The sequence below is a fragment of the Dyadobacter tibetensis Y620-1 genome (assembly GCF_000566685.1).
Classification (GTDB): domain Bacteria; phylum Bacteroidota; class Bacteroidia; order Cytophagales; family Spirosomataceae; genus Dyadobacter; species Dyadobacter tibetensis.
The window spans coordinates 17958-33812 of sequence record NZ_AZQN01000005.1 but is presented as its reverse complement, the minus strand read 5'-3'; the positions used below and the strand labels follow the sequence as shown (position 1 = coordinate 33812).

11 protein-coding genes are annotated in these 15855 nt (G+C 45.7%); 5 read left to right on the top strand and 6 right to left on the bottom strand.

The annotated features are described in order from the left end of the window. Positions 1 to 43: 43 nt before the first annotated feature. Entirely contained in the window at positions 44 to 1183 is a 1140-nt protein-coding gene (locus X939_RS0114560; protein WP_025764020.1) for an acyl-CoA dehydrogenase family protein, read from the bottom strand. Positions 1184 to 1376: 193 nt separating this feature from the next. Between X939_RS0114560 and X939_RS0114555 the strand changes: the two genes are divergently transcribed. Continuing rightward, positions 1377 to 2648, top strand: coding sequence for a hypothetical protein (locus X939_RS0114555; RefSeq protein WP_025764019.1), 1272 nt, complete (start codon positions 1377 to 1379; stop codon positions 2646 to 2648). Continuing rightward, positions 2645 to 3901, top strand: coding sequence for a hypothetical protein (locus X939_RS0114550; RefSeq protein ID WP_025764018.1), 1257 nt, complete (start codon positions 2645 to 2647; stop codon positions 3899 to 3901). The genes X939_RS0114555 and X939_RS0114550 overlap by 4 nt, the downstream gene beginning before the upstream one ends. A 720-nt stretch (positions 3902 to 4621) precedes the next feature. Here the strand turns inward: X939_RS0114550 and serS are convergent. The 5 genes from serS to glyA all read right to left on the bottom strand — a co-directional run bounded on the left by serS (position 4622) and on the right by glyA (position 10235). Further along, a complete protein-coding gene (gene serS / locus X939_RS0114535; RefSeq protein WP_025764017.1) occupies positions 4622 to 5914 on the bottom strand; it encodes a serine--tRNA ligase in 1293 nt (430 codons plus the stop codon). Positions 5915 to 5987: 73 nt separating this feature from the next. Further along, complete coding sequence (locus X939_RS0114530; RefSeq protein WP_025764016.1) at positions 5988 to 7346, bottom strand: aspartate kinase; 1359 nt, start codon at positions 7344 to 7346, stop codon at positions 5988 to 5990. Between the two features lie 51 nt (positions 7347 to 7397). Continuing rightward, entirely contained in the window at positions 7398 to 7892 is a 495-nt protein-coding gene (gene ribH / locus X939_RS0114525) for a 6,7-dimethyl-8-ribityllumazine synthase (protein WP_025764015.1), read from the bottom strand. A 97-nt stretch (positions 7893 to 7989) separates the two neighbouring features. Continuing rightward, positions 7990 to 8691 (bottom strand): tetratricopeptide repeat protein, encoded by a 702-nt coding sequence (locus tag X939_RS0114520; protein ID WP_025764014.1) that lies wholly within the window; start codon positions 8689 to 8691, stop codon positions 7990 to 7992. A 239-nt stretch (positions 8692 to 8930) separates the two neighbouring features. Beyond that, positions 8931 to 10235 carry a serine hydroxymethyltransferase gene (gene glyA, locus X939_RS0114515; protein ID WP_025764013.1) on the bottom strand — a complete coding sequence of 435 codons (1305 nt, stop codon included), beginning with the start codon at positions 10233 to 10235 and terminating at the stop codon, positions 8931 to 8933. A gap of 374 nt (positions 10236 to 10609) precedes the next feature. Here glyA and nagB point away from each other — a divergent pair, with 374 nt between their 5' ends. The 3 genes from nagB (at position 10610) to X939_RS0114495 (ending at position 15853) form a co-directional block, all read left to right on the top strand. After that, a complete protein-coding gene (gene nagB, locus X939_RS0114510; protein WP_044199649.1) occupies positions 10610 to 12553 on the top strand; it encodes a glucosamine-6-phosphate deaminase in 1944 nt (647 codons plus the stop codon). 516 nt (positions 12554 to 13069) lie between these two features. Further along, positions 13070 to 14956 (top strand): DNA mismatch repair endonuclease MutL, encoded by a 1887-nt coding sequence (mutL, locus tag X939_RS0114500; protein WP_025764011.1) that lies wholly within the window; start codon positions 13070 to 13072, stop codon positions 14954 to 14956. A 111-nt stretch (positions 14957 to 15067) separates the two neighbouring features. Next, positions 15068 to 15853: a rhomboid family intramembrane serine protease gene (locus X939_RS0114495; RefSeq protein WP_025764010.1), complete on the top strand. Its 786-nt coding sequence runs from the start codon at positions 15068 to 15070 to the stop codon at positions 15851 to 15853. The last annotated feature ends 2 nt before the right edge of the window (positions 15854 to 15855 follow it).

Here is a 15855-nt window from a genome sequence, read left to right as displayed (position 1 = left end):
ATCCAAGTTTTAAAAAATATTGGAAGATTGGCCCGAAAAGGCATTATTTAAGGATCTCCCGAGCGATCACTAACTTTTGGATTTCTGAAGTACCTTCGTATATCTGTGTTATTTTGGCGTCGCGCATATGTCGCTCAACATGATACTCCTTCACATAGCCATAGCCTCCATGAATTTGTACTGCTTCAGTGGTCACCCACATAGCCACATCGGAGGCATATAATTTCGCCATGGCAGCCTCGCCAATATAGTCTTTTCCTACATCCTTGGTATAAGCTGCTTTGTATACCAATAGTCGTGCAGCTTCAATACGTGTGGCCATTTCGGCGAGCTTAAACTGTATGGCCTGATGCTCGCTGATGGGCTTACCAAAGGTGCGGCGCTGCTTGGCGTAGGCCAGCGAAAGCTCATAGGCCCCGGCCGCTATTCCCAAGGCCTGTGCTGCAATCCCTATACGGCCCCCGTTTAGGGTATCCATTGCAAATTTAAAGCCGAACCCATCCGGGCCAATTCTGTTTCCTTTAGGGACCATGACGTCGGCGAACATAAGCGAATGCGTGTCCGATGCTCGGATGCCCATTTTATCCTCTTTCCGGCCCACCGTGAAGCCGGCTATTCCCTTTTCCACCAAAAAAACATTGATCCCCTTATGACGCTTTTCAGGATGGGTCTGCGCCATAACCAGACATATCTCCGAAAGATTTCCATTGGTAATCCAATTTTTGGTACCGTTGAGTATATAGTAATCTCCCTGATCAACAGCCGTAGTATGCTGAGAAGTAGCATCAGATCCCGCTTCTGGTTCTGACAAACAAAATGCCCCAATTTTTTGGGCCGAAGCCAAATCAGGAAGATATTTTTGTTTTTGTTCTTCCGAACCATACTGCTGAATACCCCAGCAAACCAATGAATTATTGACCGACATAATGACACCTGCAGAAGCATCGATTTTACAGATCTCCTCCATGGCTAGTACATAAGACAGCGTATCCAGCCCTCCACCACCATACTGCTCCTCCACCATCATGCCCATTAGTCCCATCTCGCCCATTTGCCGGACTAGAGAAGGGTCGAATTTCTGGGCATTATCCCGTTCTATAATACCAGGGAGTAATGTCGTTCGAGCAAAATCTCTTGTAGCTTGCTGGATTGCCTTATGCTCTTCTGTTAATTCAAAATTCATGTGTACAGTCGATTCGTGTGAAACCTGTTAATTACAGTCACAAATTAAAATATTAATAGAAAGTATGCAAGCATAACAACGAGAGTACTTGCAAAACAGGCAACGAATGACCCAATCTGGAAAAACTTGATTAAGTTTGCGTCTTAAATTCGACCATAGCGCTTAGCACACGATTAGCCAGTACGCCAATATAATGTCCATCAATACTATATTTTACATCAAGCTGATTATCAACACGGCCCTAACCCTGGGGATTCTATGGACAGTCAGCCAGTCCACACACTTTAAAACCTGGCAACAAACACGGGAAAAGCTAGTCTTCGGACTTGGCTTTGTACTGCTTCGCCTCCTTCCCTGGGTAGCTATTTTTCTGGTGCTCAACCAGGATCCTCGGGGCGACATTCCTTTTTTCTTTTATAAAGCCGAAGCCGCCAAGGCAGGCGGATTCGTTTATCGGGATTTCTGGTCCTACCATGCCCCCTTATTTGCATATATCATCAGTATTCCCGTCTGGATCTGGCATAATGCCCGGGCCATCGTGCTGTTTATGGTACTGATGGAAAGTGCCATTCTGTGGCTTACCTACCAAACCTACAAGCAGCGGTCGGAATATGCTTTGCAATACGCCATCCTCTATCTCTTGCTGCCTGCTGCATTTATGTATATCCTGGTCGACGGGCAGGAAGAGGTATGGTTTTGGGGCGCAGGACTCCTCCTTTGGCGCTATACTCTCAAACACAAAGAAAACCATGAGATAGGTCTAGGGCTACTCTATGCCCTGGCCTTACTCACTATTAAGGTAACGTTCATTTTTCTATTGCCCGCCGTACTGGTCATGGTGAAGCGCCCGGTAAAGATGTTGCTGGTGATGGCTGCTATCGGACTTCCTGCCGTTGGCTTTTTGTATTGGCAAATTGGAGATTTGTTCCTAATGCCTATCCAGCATACTGAGCAGCTGATGACTCCCAATCTGTTCTCTGTGAGCCGCCCGTTTGTCGAGCTCTTTGTGCATGTAAACGAAAAGAAATCTACCCTGATCAACTGGGTTGGACTTCTATTTACGGTATTTGTACCGGTATACTTTGCCATGAAAGGCAGAAAAAGAGGGATTAGCGAAATACTGCCCGCCGTGTTCATTTCCAGCTTTGCCTGTATGATGATCTTCCAGGCCAGTGCTATGGGCGCTTACCTGATTGCCTACCTGATGGCTGTGGTTTTTGAAATCATTGATATTCGCCAAACGCGACACTTGGTGATCCTTATTCTGCTCAACTGGCTAACTGTGGTGCAACCCTTCGTATGGGTGACGCAAGGGCAGCCCGCCTATACCTCTTTTGGCATGTTTAGTAACCTTGCATTCCTATTCGAATATATCTTACAAATCCTTAACCTGGGTTGTTTCGTATGGATCCTGATCAAGACCTATCAACATATCGATTCCCCTACTAAACCCGTGGTAGCATGAGCATCGTTTATGGAAAGTTGGCCATTAGTATGGCCTGTACCCTTTTGGCACTATTTATGCTGGTCCGTCGCCAGTCGTTTACGGCCTTGCTGGAGGGACGCTCAGCTGTAGGAACCATGTCCGTTGGCTGGATCCTTTTTCGTCTTCTGCCATTTGCTGCGGTATATCTGTTGGCCGACATGGCCCCTACCTCCGACGTCAATGGCTTTTGGGACGAAGGCAGCAAGGCCTCTATGGGACAGGTGGTATACCGTGACTTTTGGTCGCCCTACTCCCCACTCTATGCCTATTTCCTGGGCATCTGGCTCGAACTCTGGTACGACCCGAAAATGATTGTACTTACCATGACGGTGATGGATGGGCTGGCCTTGCTCCTATCGGCTGCCTTTTACAAGCAGTTTTTCTCCAATGGCCGATTCCTATTCACCGCCCTGCTCTACCTTATTCTACCGGGCTCTCTGGTGCTATGCGTCATAGGTGCACAGGAAGATGTCTGGATGTGGCTCTTTGTACTGCTGGCTTATCTTGTGCGCGAAAAAACCCGAAACGTATATTGGTATTCCCTTGTACTGGCCCTGGGCCTGCTCTTCACCAAGGCCATTTTCGTGTTGATCCTGTTCCCGCTCTTTTTACTGGAAAAAGATAAGGTCAGGTTTATGATTCCAATGATCGCAGTGGGTGTTGCTTCCCTAGCTATTCTATATCCCTTGGTAGGCTGGGAGTTTATGCAACCCCTGGACGAGGCCAAGACCCTTCGTGCCCCCAATATCCCTTCCATCATCAATCCCTGGTTTAACGACCAGATTGGGGTGGGTGAAAAATTCTGGAACTGGATAGGCTTGGTCATTTCCCTAGGCCTTGGAACCGTAGCGGCCTTTCGCTTCCAGCATAGCAGTGTGCAATTTATGCTCTCCCGCACCTGGGTGGTACTCTTTGCCACCATGATGATCGTTCAACAGAGCGCCTATAGCAATTACATTTTCCTGTTTTTGATTCCGCTTATGTTTGGGGTGGTCGACTGGACCAGCAAAAAACAAGTAGGGATACTACTGCTCTATAATATACTCTGCGTGGTTCACCCTTCCGTCTGGTGGAGGTTGGGAATGCCCAAATACCTATCGACCGCCGACATACTGGTCAATAACGCCGCCATTCTGGACTATGCCCTTCAAGTCGGGATTATCGTGCTTACGATCTATTTTGTAAACCTCGCCTTTAGAAGAGAGCCTTCCGTTTCCATAGGAGATCATTGAAGGGCTAAAAATATGCTCAGGTGTTTAGTCATGGTCTAAATCGTCTTTGGTGGTTGGAGATAGCTTCGAATCTGAAGTATTATTTACTCTGAACCTTCTTCCATTTCCATCACTTATAGCATTTTGATTGATTCGATCCTGGTCTTTAATGTCCCCCCCCTCCACCCAAGGTACTGTCGGGAAGAAACCTCCGGTTTTCTAAAATTTCCCATTTGGCATAATCCTTATCTTTCATAAGGTACATGCGTTCAAATCACCTCCTGAGACTTAACAGAAATGGGGGACTCCCCTGGTATGCAGCAGAAATATCCAAAGGCAAACCAACAAATAGTGATGTACTTAATCAGATCTTTAGCAATAACTTTTCTTTTGTTCAGAAAAATTGTTTTTTGTTAGTAGTTGATATTCAACAAACCTAATACAAAAATCAATAAAATTTATATCACAACTCTATAAAAATAAATACATTTTTATATTATGATTGACTTTATCACGACCGATATTGTATGATGAATATGCTAACCAATACTCAGTAACAATCAGCTCGAAAATAATTTCGGGAAGAATTTGACGGCCGAAAGCCGACTGCCGATTGCAATACTAAACAAGTCGTGATAAAGTCTAATATTTACGTAATATCCAAGAATGACACTAGAATATATACAAAGAGCCCTGAATTACTTCAGAGCTCTTTTTGTTCATTTTTGGAAGATCAATAGTCTACGCTATCACATCAAACCCGCAATAGGGCACCAAAACGGCCGGGATCTTTACAGTTCCGTCGGCTTGCTGGTTGTTTTCCAACATGGCAGCAAGGATACGGGGAAGGGCCAATGCCGACCCGTTCAGGGTATGCAGAGGATGCGTTTTCTTATCGGCGTTTTTGTAGCGCAACTTAAGGCGTGCAGCCTGATAAGTTTCGAAGTTAGACACGGAGCTACACTCCAGCCAGCGCTCCTGCCCCGCAGACCATACCTCAAAGTCGAGCGTAATGGCCGAGGTGAAACCCATATCCCCAGCGCAAAGGCGAAGGATCCGGTAGGGAAGCTCCAGTTTCTCGAGCAGGCTTTGTACATGCGTTACCATACCATCCAGAGCCGCATAGGAATCCTCAGGTTTGGAGATTTGCACGATCTCCACCTTGTCGAATTGGTGCAGACGGTTCAGCCCGCGCACATGGGCACCCCAGCTACCGGCTTCTCTACGAAAACAGGGCGTGTGGGCGGTCATCTTAATGGGCAGCTCGGCCTCTGTCAGTAACACGTCGCGAAAGAGGTTAGTAAGCGGTACCTCAGCAGTAGGGACCAGATACAGGTCGTCGGCTGTGGCGTGGTACATCTGCCCTTCCTTGTCGGGCAATTGCCCGGTACCAAAGCCAGAGTCCTCGTTAACCAGAATGGGAGGCTGCACCTCAGTATAACCCGCCTTAGCGGCCTCGTCCAGAAAGAAGGCGATCATGGCTCGTTGCAAACGAGCCGCTTTCCCTTTATAAACCGGAAAACCTGCGCCGGTAATTTTATTACCCAGCTCAAAATCGATCATCGGCGCCTGAGCCTGGCCAAGCTTTTTGATAAGCTCCCAGTGCGGCAGGGCACCTTCAGGTAGCACCGGCTTGGCGCCCACTTCCAGAATAGTGATATTATCATCGGCATTGCGGCCTTCAGGCACGCTCTCATGGGGCAGATTGGGAAGTTTCACCATCTCTTCGTGCAACTCCTGCTCCACCACCTTATGCTGCTCATCCAATGATTTGGATTTTTCTTTCAACTCGGCGGTTTCAGCTTTGGCAGCCTCGGCTTCGGCTTTTTTGCCCGCTTTCATGAGTCCACCGATCTCCTTGGCCTTCGCATTGGAAGCGGCCAATACATCGTCGAGCTCCTGTTGCAGCTCTCTTCTCTTTTTGTCCAGAGCCAATACCCGATCTACAGCTTGTGCTGCCTCGGGGAAGCCTCTTTTCTGTAAACCGGCAATGGTAAGATCCCTATTGTCGCGTATAAATGCTGTTTGTAACATATTAATTATTTTCAGGCATTCGCAGCCCGAAATATTAAGTGTGATTCAAATTTTAAGTCTTATTCCCTCCGACTCAGGGAGCCGTAAAGATGTCCTTCATGGTATCCTCATAAAAGAACAATCGCTCGTTAAGCACATTCAAAGCTTCGGCCTTGTACTTCGAGTGAATAAGGATCGAAAGGTTATGTTCCGAAGCACCATAGGAAATCATTCGGATGGGGATATGCTTCATGGCCTCCAGCACCTTCAGAGCAATGCCTTCCTTATCCGCACTGAAGTTACCGACTACACAGATAATATTCTGGTCGCGGTCGTGTTCCTCCAGATCGGCAAACTCGCGCAATTCTGCCGTAATGGCCTCCAGATTGGTATCGTTGTCGATCGTTACCGACACCGACACTTCGGAGGTCGTAATCATATCGACTGGAGTCTTGTATTTTTCGAAAATTTCGAAGACACGGCGCAGGAATCCATACGCATTTAGCATACGGGTCGAATGAATATATATGGCCGTGATATTGTCCTTAGCGGCTATAGCTTTGATCTCCCGGTCGCTGGACTGATTGGCAATAAGCGTGCCGGGCGCTTCTGGCTGCATGGTGTTTTTCAGACGCACGGGCACATGCCTCAGTTTGGCTGGCGTGATGGTGCTGGGATGTAGGATTTTAGCTCCGAAATAAGCTAGCTCAGCCGCCTCTTCGAAGGTAAGCTCCCGAATAGGGAAAGTACGCTTCACAATACGCGGATCGTTATTATGCATTCCATCTATGTCGGTCCAGATCTGGATTTCTTCGGCACGAATGGCGCCTCCAATCAGCGAGGCGGTATAGTCCGACCCTCCTCTTTTCAGGTTGTCGACCTCCTCGCGGGGGTTGCGGCAAATAAAGCCCTGGGTTACGATGATCTTCTTATCGGTATGCTGCTCCAGCATGGCCGTCAAACGTGTCTCGATCTGAGCCATTTCGGGTTCACCATCCGCATCGATCCGCATAAACTCCAAAGCTGGGAACAAAACGGAACTATCGCCCTGCTCAGCCAGATAAGCCTGAAACATTTTGGTACTTAATAGTTCTCCTTCGGCTACGAGCTCCTTCTCATGCTTCGGTGCAAAAGGACGTATGCCGATTAGCGAGGTGATATAACCAAATTCACTTTCTACGATTTTTTTTCCCTTCTCTAGTCCGGCATCGGTAGAATAAAGTTCCTGTATAAATGCATCGTAATGCGCCCGTAAATCGGCCAGCAATTGCATTGAAAGGTTCGTATCATTCGCCTTGGCCGCCTCACCTATGGCAATCAGCGCATTGGTACTTCCCGACAGGGCCGATAAAACGACAATTTTACGATTGGAATCGTCGGTCAATAGTTGACGAATTGAATGCATGCGCTCCGGCTTACCTACCGAAGTCCCACCAAATTTCCAGACTTGCATAAGGGAATATTAAATATATAAATGTGAATGACTATACATGAAAAGCTTGCTTTAGGATAGAACTTGCTCTTTGAGTCCTACCATCTTGATGGCCGTTATGGCCGCTTCATCGCCTTTATTGCCATGAACCCCGCCTGCTCTGTCCAGGGCCTGCTCCATGGTATTGGGGGTGAGCACGCCGAAAATGATGGGCTTATTATTGGCGATACTAGCGTTGGTTATCCCCTGAGCCACGGCATGATTGATATAATCATTATGCTTGGTTTCTCCTTGTATTACTACCCCTAATGCGATGACGGCATCTATCTCGGGGCGTTGGGCATACCAATGAGCAGCCAGGGATAGCTCGAAGCTCCCTGGGACATTACCTCTGACAATGTTTTCGGGCAGCGCACCGTATTGTATCAGGGTGTTATAGGCCCCTTCAAAAAGTTTCTCGGTGACCTCCTCATTCCATTCGGCCACCACGAGGGCAAATTTGCGGGAACTGATGTTGGGAAGCGCTGCAGTAGAAAACACACTTAAATTTTTATCGGCAGTTGACATATCGATTTTTAAATAAATAGCTTATACAAAAAACAAAAAAAGGATAAGACCTCGGTCGGCCTTATCCTTTTTAACTAGAGACAGCAATGATCACTCATTATTTGCCGACCTGTCCCTCAATTAATCCCATATATTTCTTCGCGTTCACCACTTCCGAGGAAAGAGGGAATTCGTCTACAATCCGTTTATAACTGGAGGCGGCGTCGGCCAGCTGATTCGCTTTTTCCTGAGCCAAAGCGAGCTTCATCAAATAAACGGGAGTAAAATATTGATTCGATTTGCTATCTACAGCCTTCTTATAGGCAGACACTGCTTCGGCAAATTGATTTTTTTCCATATAGGCATCACCAATCAAGGCCTTGGCACGTGCCTCTACCAATAGGTCGGATGAACCGAAAGCCTCTAAATGGCTAATAGCTTCATCATATTTCCCTTGCTTAAGAAGGGCTACACCGGCATAAAAATTTGCCAGATTACTAGCATCTGTCCCCTTATAGCTATCGGCAATCGAGAGCAAACCTTCGTTTCCTCCACTTCCGTTCAAAGCCGCTTGTAAAGAATCAGCCTCAAAATCGTAAACTACATTAGAAAGAGCAGCCTGTGCAGTATCTTCCTGGCTGTCAATATAAAACCGGTAGGCACCAAAAGCCACGATAGCTAACAAAATGGCACCGCCTACGCCCATTAGCACTTTGCGGTTCTTCACAAAAAAGTCCTCGGCCTTATTTATCTGGCCTGCTAGTGCTTCAGGAGTTTCTATTATTTCAAGCCCGGAAGTATCCGTATTTTTCTTGCTCATATCAATTAATTCAATTTTGGAGTGCAAAGTTATGAAAACTTTATTAAGTCAAAACAAGTTAGCGCACAATTCTTTAGGGCAAATATGATACGAAATTGGCCTCAGCCAAAATTGCTAAGGAATATCCTCACCATAATAGGCTAGCTTTCCCTGATTATATTCCCACATAAAACGGATAGACTGCGACTCAATAGCATATTGAAAACGCAGTCTATCAGCTATTTAAAACCTATTTCCGATTAAACGTATAAGGGAAATTGCTTCATCCAACTGTTTATTTCCAGCTTAACTGCAGCAATTTTGTTATCCTGATCATGGTTCATCAATACAGTGTCGATCATCTCTACGATGCGTCCCATATCGCTTTCTACCATTCCCCGGGTCGTTACAGCGGCAGTACCTACGCGAATACCAGAGGTTACCATGGGTGATTTATCGTCGAAAGGAACCATATTCTTATTAATGGTGATATCGGCTTTAATCAAAGTATTCTCAGCCAAGCGGCCAGTCAGACCGGAGTCCAAACCGTTTTTGGTACGAAGATCGATCAGCATCAAATGGTTGTCGGTACCGCCAGAAATAATCTTATACCCTTTGTCAACGAATGCAGAGGCCATAGCCTGCGCATTTTTGGCTACCTGATGAGCATAATTAGAATATCCGTCGGAAAGCGCCTCTCCGAAAGCGATGGCCTTCGCCGCAATGATATGCTCTAATGGCCCTCCTTGAGTACCTGGAAAAACCCCAGAATCCAAAAGCGACGACATCATACGGATCTGACCTTTGGCTGTGGTAATACCAAATGGATTTTCGAAGTCATTACGCATCATAATTACTCCACCACGAGGCCCTCTCAGGGTTTTATGTGTAGTGGTGGTAACTATATGACAATGATCGAAGGGGTCGTTAAGAAGGCCTTTCGCTATAAGTCCTGCGGGGTGAGAAATATCGGCTAAAAGTAAGGCTCCAACTTGATCGGCTATGCTCCGCAGACGGGCATAGTCCCAGTCACGGCTATATGCAGAAGCCCCACAGATCAGCAACTTAGGTTTTTCCTGTATGGCCTGCTGCTCTACCTTGTCCCAGTCTATCAAACCTGTTTCTGCCTCTACCCCATAAAATACGGGCTGGAAATATTTTCCTGAAATATTCACCGGCGAACCATGTGACAAGTGGCCTCCATGTGCCAGATTGAATCCCATAATTTTATCACCAGGATTCAGACAGGCAAGAAAAACCGCCGTATTAGCCTGAGCTCCTGAATGGGGCTGAACGTTAGCCCAAGTGGCGCCAAATAAGGTCTTCAAGCGATCTATAGCGATCTGCTCTATTTCGTCTACTACTTCACAGCCACCATAATAGCGCTTGCCTGGTAGTCCTTCGGCATATTTATTGGTAAGAACGCTTCCTGCAGCTTCCATAACCTGAGGCGACGTGAAGTTCTCAGAAGCAATCAGCTCGATACCAGACTCTTGCCTGTGCTTCTCTCTATTAATTAGATCAAAAATAGTTGTGTCACGTTCAACGCTTATGAGTGTAGACATGGGATTGACGGGATGTTAAAAATTGTTTTCTACTTTAAAGTGCAAAAATACGTGCATTTCTTCGGTAATGAAAATTCCCTTCTTATAATTATTGCCAAGGAGCCGTATTGTAATCAAGGCCCGCCTTTCATATATTTACCTGGAATGCGCTAAATAAAAAAAGCTCAAATTTGGTTATTTTTAAATTTTTTTAATAATATTCGAATTGAATCGTATTTTTGTGCTGTTAACGAAGAGCATATCTTCAAAATAAGCCCTGGAGACCCATTGGAAAGGGGATTTTGTCGTAGGGAAAAACTATTCTTAAACTCTGAAACATATTTTCATTTCAAAAAACTATGGACCAACAAGCGCTCAACCCGCAAACTATTCTGATGCAAACGGCAAGCAACGTCGACAATCCTACTAGTGGCACCATCGGGCAACCCATCACTTATGAAAAAATTGCAACCCGAATCTTCGCCAATTCCAAAGAGGCCTCTGCGGCTGTAGCCAAGGAGATTGCCGATTTGATTCGCAAGAAACAAAAGGAAGGCAAGCCTTGCGTCCTAGGATTGGCCACCGGCTCATCCCCCAAAACGGTATATGCCCTTTTGGTCAAAATGCACCAGGAAGAGGGATTAAGTTTCAAAAACGTAATCACTTTTAATCTGGACGAATACTATCCTATGGAGCCTGACTCCATCCACAGCTACCACCGCTTTATGAAGGAGCAGTTGTTTGACCATGTGGATATTCCGAAGGAAAACTATTACCTCCCTTCTGGCACCGTTCCAGGAGAGTCCATCGCCGATTTTTGCACCTCATATGAAAACAAGATCAATGCGGTAGGAGGTCTGGACTTCCAGCTGCTTGGAATAGGGGGCAACGGCCATGTGGGCTTTAATGAGCCAGGAGCCTTAATCAACTCCCGGACTCGTCTGATCACTTTGGACCATTCCACAAGGTCAGCCGCCTCAATGGAATTTGGAGGCCTTCATAAAGTTCCTCGTAAGGCCATTACCATGGGTATCACGCCTATTCTGAATGCTCGCCGCATTGTGTTACTAGCCTGGGGTGAACGCAAAGCTACGGTAATACGCCAGTCGGTGGAAGGGCCCGTAACAGAGCATGTACCGGCATCTTATCTACAGGCTCACCCTAACGTTTCCTTCGTTGTAGACGAGAGTGCAGCTTCCGAACTTACCCGCGTAAAAACGCCTTGGGCCGTTGACACCGTGGTATGGGACAACAAGATGATCAAGAAAGCGGTAACCTATCTTTCTGCAACCCTTCGCAAACCCATTCTGAAACTGACCGACAAAGACTATAACGACCATGGTATGAGCGATTTATTAGCACAACATGGTTCTAGTTACGAAATTAACATAGATGTTTTTAACCAGTTGCAGCATACCATTACTGGATGGCCAGGTGGCAAGCCTAACGCCGACGACACCAATCGTCCGGAGCGAGCCGAGCCGGCGAAAAAGCGTGTGCTTATTTTCAGCCCCCATCCCGACGACGATATTATTTCTATGGGTGGTACCTTCCAGCGCCTGGTAGACCAGGGTCATGAAGTACATGTAGCCTATCAGACCTCTGGAAATATCGCTGTAGCCGACGATGAAGCGCTGCGCTTTATGGAGTTCGTTGTAGACTTCGACCAAAACTTTGAAGTCAAAAGTGCCAAATCAAAAGACTTATTCGGAGAAGCTAAAAACTTCCTCCGCCATACTAAGGACAGCGAAATCGATACACCTGAAATCCGTCAGGTAAAGGGAATCATCCGGAGGGGTGAGGCTAAGGCTACTTGTCGGTTCGTGGGCATTCCTACTGAGAATGCTCATTTCTTGAACATGCCGTTCTACGAAACAGGCACCGTACAGAAAAACCCTATTTCCGATGCCGATATTAAAATTATCGAGGACATCATCGAAGAGATCAAACCCCACCAAATCTATGCTGCAGGTGATTTCGCCGATCCGCATGGCACCCATAAGGTATGCTGGGACGCCATCGAGGCGGCCCTGGAGCGGTCGAAGCACAAGACATTTATGAAAGACTGCTGGGTATGGCTATACCGTGGTGCCTGGGCAGAGTGGGACATCTACGAAATCGAAATGGCTGTTCCTATGAGCCCCGACCAGGTGCTTAAAAAGCGGCAAGGAATTTTCAAACATCAATCGCAAAAAGATGGGGTGGTATTCCAGGGTGAGGATTCCAGAGAATTCTGGCAACGCGCTGAAGAGAGGAACCGCGGTACCGCACAACTTTACGACGATCTTGGCCTGGCCGAGTATGAGGCCATGGAAGCCTTCGTAAGATGGAAATTATAAATCATAGATAACGACAAAAGGCTGCTTATGGCAGCCTTTTGTCGTTTAATAATATAATACATCTTTGAAAAAATTTAATAAAGGTTTAACCTGCTCCAGACGGCGTTGGCTGTATATATCAGACTTCTATATCTTCTCTCATACGGAGAGCCATTTTTTCTATCATACGCCCCACCCCCTCAATTGCCCCGAAAACAATGCATAACGGGAAAATGATAGGAAGGAAAATGAACCACTGAAGGGCCATTGTAAGATTAATTTTTTTTACTAAGGGTGCTTTCATAAATTTAACTAAAGGCTAAAGGGAGGAGGAAAACAAAAAATTGGTTTGGTTATAATCTTCAATATTAATGAATAAAAAGGAATTTTAGTAAAAATTTCAATAAAAAATATCATTATTCAGCTCAGATGGACAGAATCGGGTTTTCTATCGTGAGAGCAGTACCTTTACATGTACTGAAGCTCTTGAAAAAAATTTGTTAATTTGTTACAGCATACCAATTCTACTCTTTCATCATGCCATCGTCGGATATCATACAGTTATTACCTGATTCAATCGCCAACCAAATAGCGGCCGGTGAAGTGGTGCAACGCCCCGCATCGGTGGTGAAAGAATTGCTTGAGAACGCCATCGATGCCCAAGCCACTAGCATTCAAGTGATCCTAAAAGAAGCAGGCCGCACACTAATACAGATCATTGATAATGGGGCAGGTATGACACAGACGGATGCACGCATGTCCTTCGAACGTCATGCCACTTCCAAAATACGTCAATCCGACGATCTGTTTAAGATCCGGACCATGGGTTTCCGAGGAGAAGCCCTCGCTTCCATTGCTGCAGTAGCTCAGGTGGAGCTCAAAACCAAAACGGAAGAGGATGAATTGGGAACCTTAATCCGCATAGAAGCTTCGGAAATAAAGGCTCAGGAAGCCATCGCCTGTGAGACTGGGACGAGTTTTTCGGTGAAAAATTTATTTTTTAACGTTCCTGCCCGCCGCAACTTTTTGAAGTCTAACTCTGTAGAAATGCGTCATGTGCTGGACGAGTTTCAGCGGATTGCACTGGCCCATCCCGATGTGAGCCTCACCTTATTTCATAACGATACCGAAATTTTTAACCTTCAGGCAGGAAAGCTGGTCCGTAGGATTATAGATATATTTGGCAAAAGCTATAGGGAACAACTGGCCTTTTGCCAGGAAGAGACCTCCTATATTAATGTACGAGGCTTTATAGGGAAGCCCGAATATGCCCGTAAAACACGGGGGGAACAATATTTCTTCGTCAACGATCGATTTATCAAGCATAGCTATATGCACCATGCGGTGCTCAATGCTTTCGATGGGACCATCCCCGATGGAAGTCATCCATTTTATGTGCTATTCATTGAAATTGATCCCGCACATATTGATATTAATATACACCCAACAAAAACAGAAATAAAGTTCGACGATGAGAAATCCGTCTATGCAATCCTGATGGCTGCTGTAAAAAAGGCAGTAGGGGTTTACAACCTTTCTCAATCTATAGACTTCGACGATAATATTAACTTCTTAAATCCAGGCAGTACCGAGCCATCGCAAGGCTCAGCTCCTAGGGCGGTGACGCCAGACTGGGCCGCGCAGTCGCATAAACCAGGTGATAGTCATTCTAAAAGCAACCTTACCAACTGGAATAAATTATTCGAGGGATTGCAGAGTACCGATGGTAGTGCCGGGGATATTAGTTCCTTTGAGACCAGTAGCTCGGGTGGCTCTCGCCCGTCAGCCTACCTGGAACAATCCAGGACTGTAGCGAGTAAGGTCAATCGCATGGCTTCTGAAGTCATTGCAGCCCCCGAAAGCGATGCCATCACCTTTCAGCTGCACAACCGCTACATCCTTTCCCAGGTAAAAGATGGCATTATGCTGATCGACCAAAAGGCCGCCTACGAGCGAATACTTTTTGAACGCTACCGAAGAATGCTCAGCAATAGAAATGGGGCCTGCCAGCAACTGCTATTTCCAAAAACGATCCGGGTATCTCCATCTGATATGCAACTGGTTCAGGAAACCCGAGAACAAATCCGGAGTTTAGGATTTGAATTTGACGAATTTGGAACGAATCAGCTGATCATTCGGGGAATTCCAGCCGATCTTCCCGAAGAGAGCGAACAGGATCTTTTTGAAGAGTTGCTGGAACAGCTCAAACAAAGCTATTCCGACTTAAAACTAAAGAAGCTGGAAAGCTTATCGCGCTCCTTAGCTAGGCGCTTTGCCGTTCGCTATGCCGTAAAACTGTCTACATTAGAGATCCACACCCTGATCAATCAGCTTTTCGCATCTACTGACCCCAACCGGACACCGGGAGGAGAAGCCATCATCGTATTATTGACTATGGATAAGCTAGCCACCATCTTTAAATAGTGTTTAGGAAAATAGAATTCCGTTCTTCTTCGCACTTTAGTAGGCTCCATTTGAAACAAAAATGGAGGAACGGAGGTTATAATTTAAATTTTATTGACTCAGAATTCAACTATGCTTAGCCTTACACCAACGGTCAAGAACCTGCTAATAATCAATATCGTTGTATTTATTATCAATGCCTATATTATTAACCTAACCAATGCCTTCGCATTAAGGTCACTGTTATCTCCCGACTTTGCTCCTTACCAATTTGTAACTTATATGTTCTTACACGGTGGTTTTTCGCACTTGTTTGGGAATATGTTCGGTCTGTTTATGTTTGGCCCCATGCTAGAGCGCATGTGGGGGCCTAAGAAATTTCTGATATTTTATATGTTTACAGGCATTGGAGCGGGTCTATTATTCTCGGGTATCGATTATTTTGAAAACAGTCAGATAAGAGAGGCTGCAGCCCTATATACGCAGTACCCCACCCCCGATGGTATGGTAGACTTTATGAGCCAGCACGCAAAGGGCTTATACCAATCCAGTTTAGAATTTTTAAATAAATTTGAAGAGAATCCAAATGATTCTTCTTATATTCAGTACAGTATTGATTTTGTGCAGAGTTACTACAATCGTCTGATAAACACGCCAATGGTGGGTGCTTCGGGGGCTATATTCGGTATTTTAATGGCTTTTGGTCTGTTATTTCCTAATACTGAACTTTTTTTACTTTTCTTTCCGTTCCCAATCAAGGCTAAATATTTTGTTACTTTTTACGGACTTTATGAATTATATGCCGGCATACAAAACGTTCAGTCAGACAACGTGGCCCACTTTGCTCATATTGGAGGAATGCTTTTTGCCTATATACTATTACGCTACTGGAACACGCAAAGAACCAATTTTTACTAAAT

Bases quoted from the DNA above. Each gene is read 5' to 3' on its own strand.
- X939_RS0114520 (WP_025764014.1), bottom strand. From the start codon at position 8,691: ATGAGCAAGAAAAATACGGATACTTCCGGGCTTGAAATAATAGAAACT.
- X939_RS0114530 (WP_025764016.1), bottom strand. From the start codon at position 7,346: ATGCAAGTCTGGAAATTTGGTGGGACTTCGGTAGGTAAGCCGGAGCGC.
- nagB (WP_044199649.1), top strand. From the start codon at position 10,610: ATGCAAACGGCAAGCAACGTCGACAATCCTACTAGTGGCACCATCGGG.
- X939_RS0114495 (WP_025764010.1), top strand. From the start codon at position 15,068: ATGCTTAGCCTTACACCAACGGTCAAGAACCTGCTAATAATCAATATC.
- X939_RS0114550 (WP_025764018.1), top strand. From the start codon at position 2,645: ATGAGCATCGTTTATGGAAAGTTGGCCATTAGTATGGCCTGTACCCTT.
- mutL (WP_025764011.1), top strand. From the start codon at position 13,070: ATGCCATCGTCGGATATCATACAGTTATTACCTGATTCAATCGCCAAC.
- ribH (WP_025764015.1), bottom strand. From the start codon at position 7,892: ATGTCAACTGCCGATAAAAATTTAAGTGTGTTTTCTACTGCAGCGCTT.
- glyA (WP_025764013.1), bottom strand. From the start codon at position 10,235: ATGTCTACACTCATAAGCGTTGAACGTGACACAACTATTTTTGATCTA.
- serS (WP_025764017.1), bottom strand. From the start codon at position 5,914: ATGTTACAAACAGCATTTATACGCGACAATAGGGATCTTACCATTGCC.
- X939_RS0114560 (WP_025764020.1), bottom strand. From the start codon at position 1,183: ATGAATTTTGAATTAACAGAAGAGCATAAGGCAATCCAGCAAGCTACA.
- X939_RS0114555 (WP_025764019.1), top strand. From the start codon at position 1,377: ATGTCCATCAATACTATATTTTACATCAAGCTGATTATCAACACGGCC.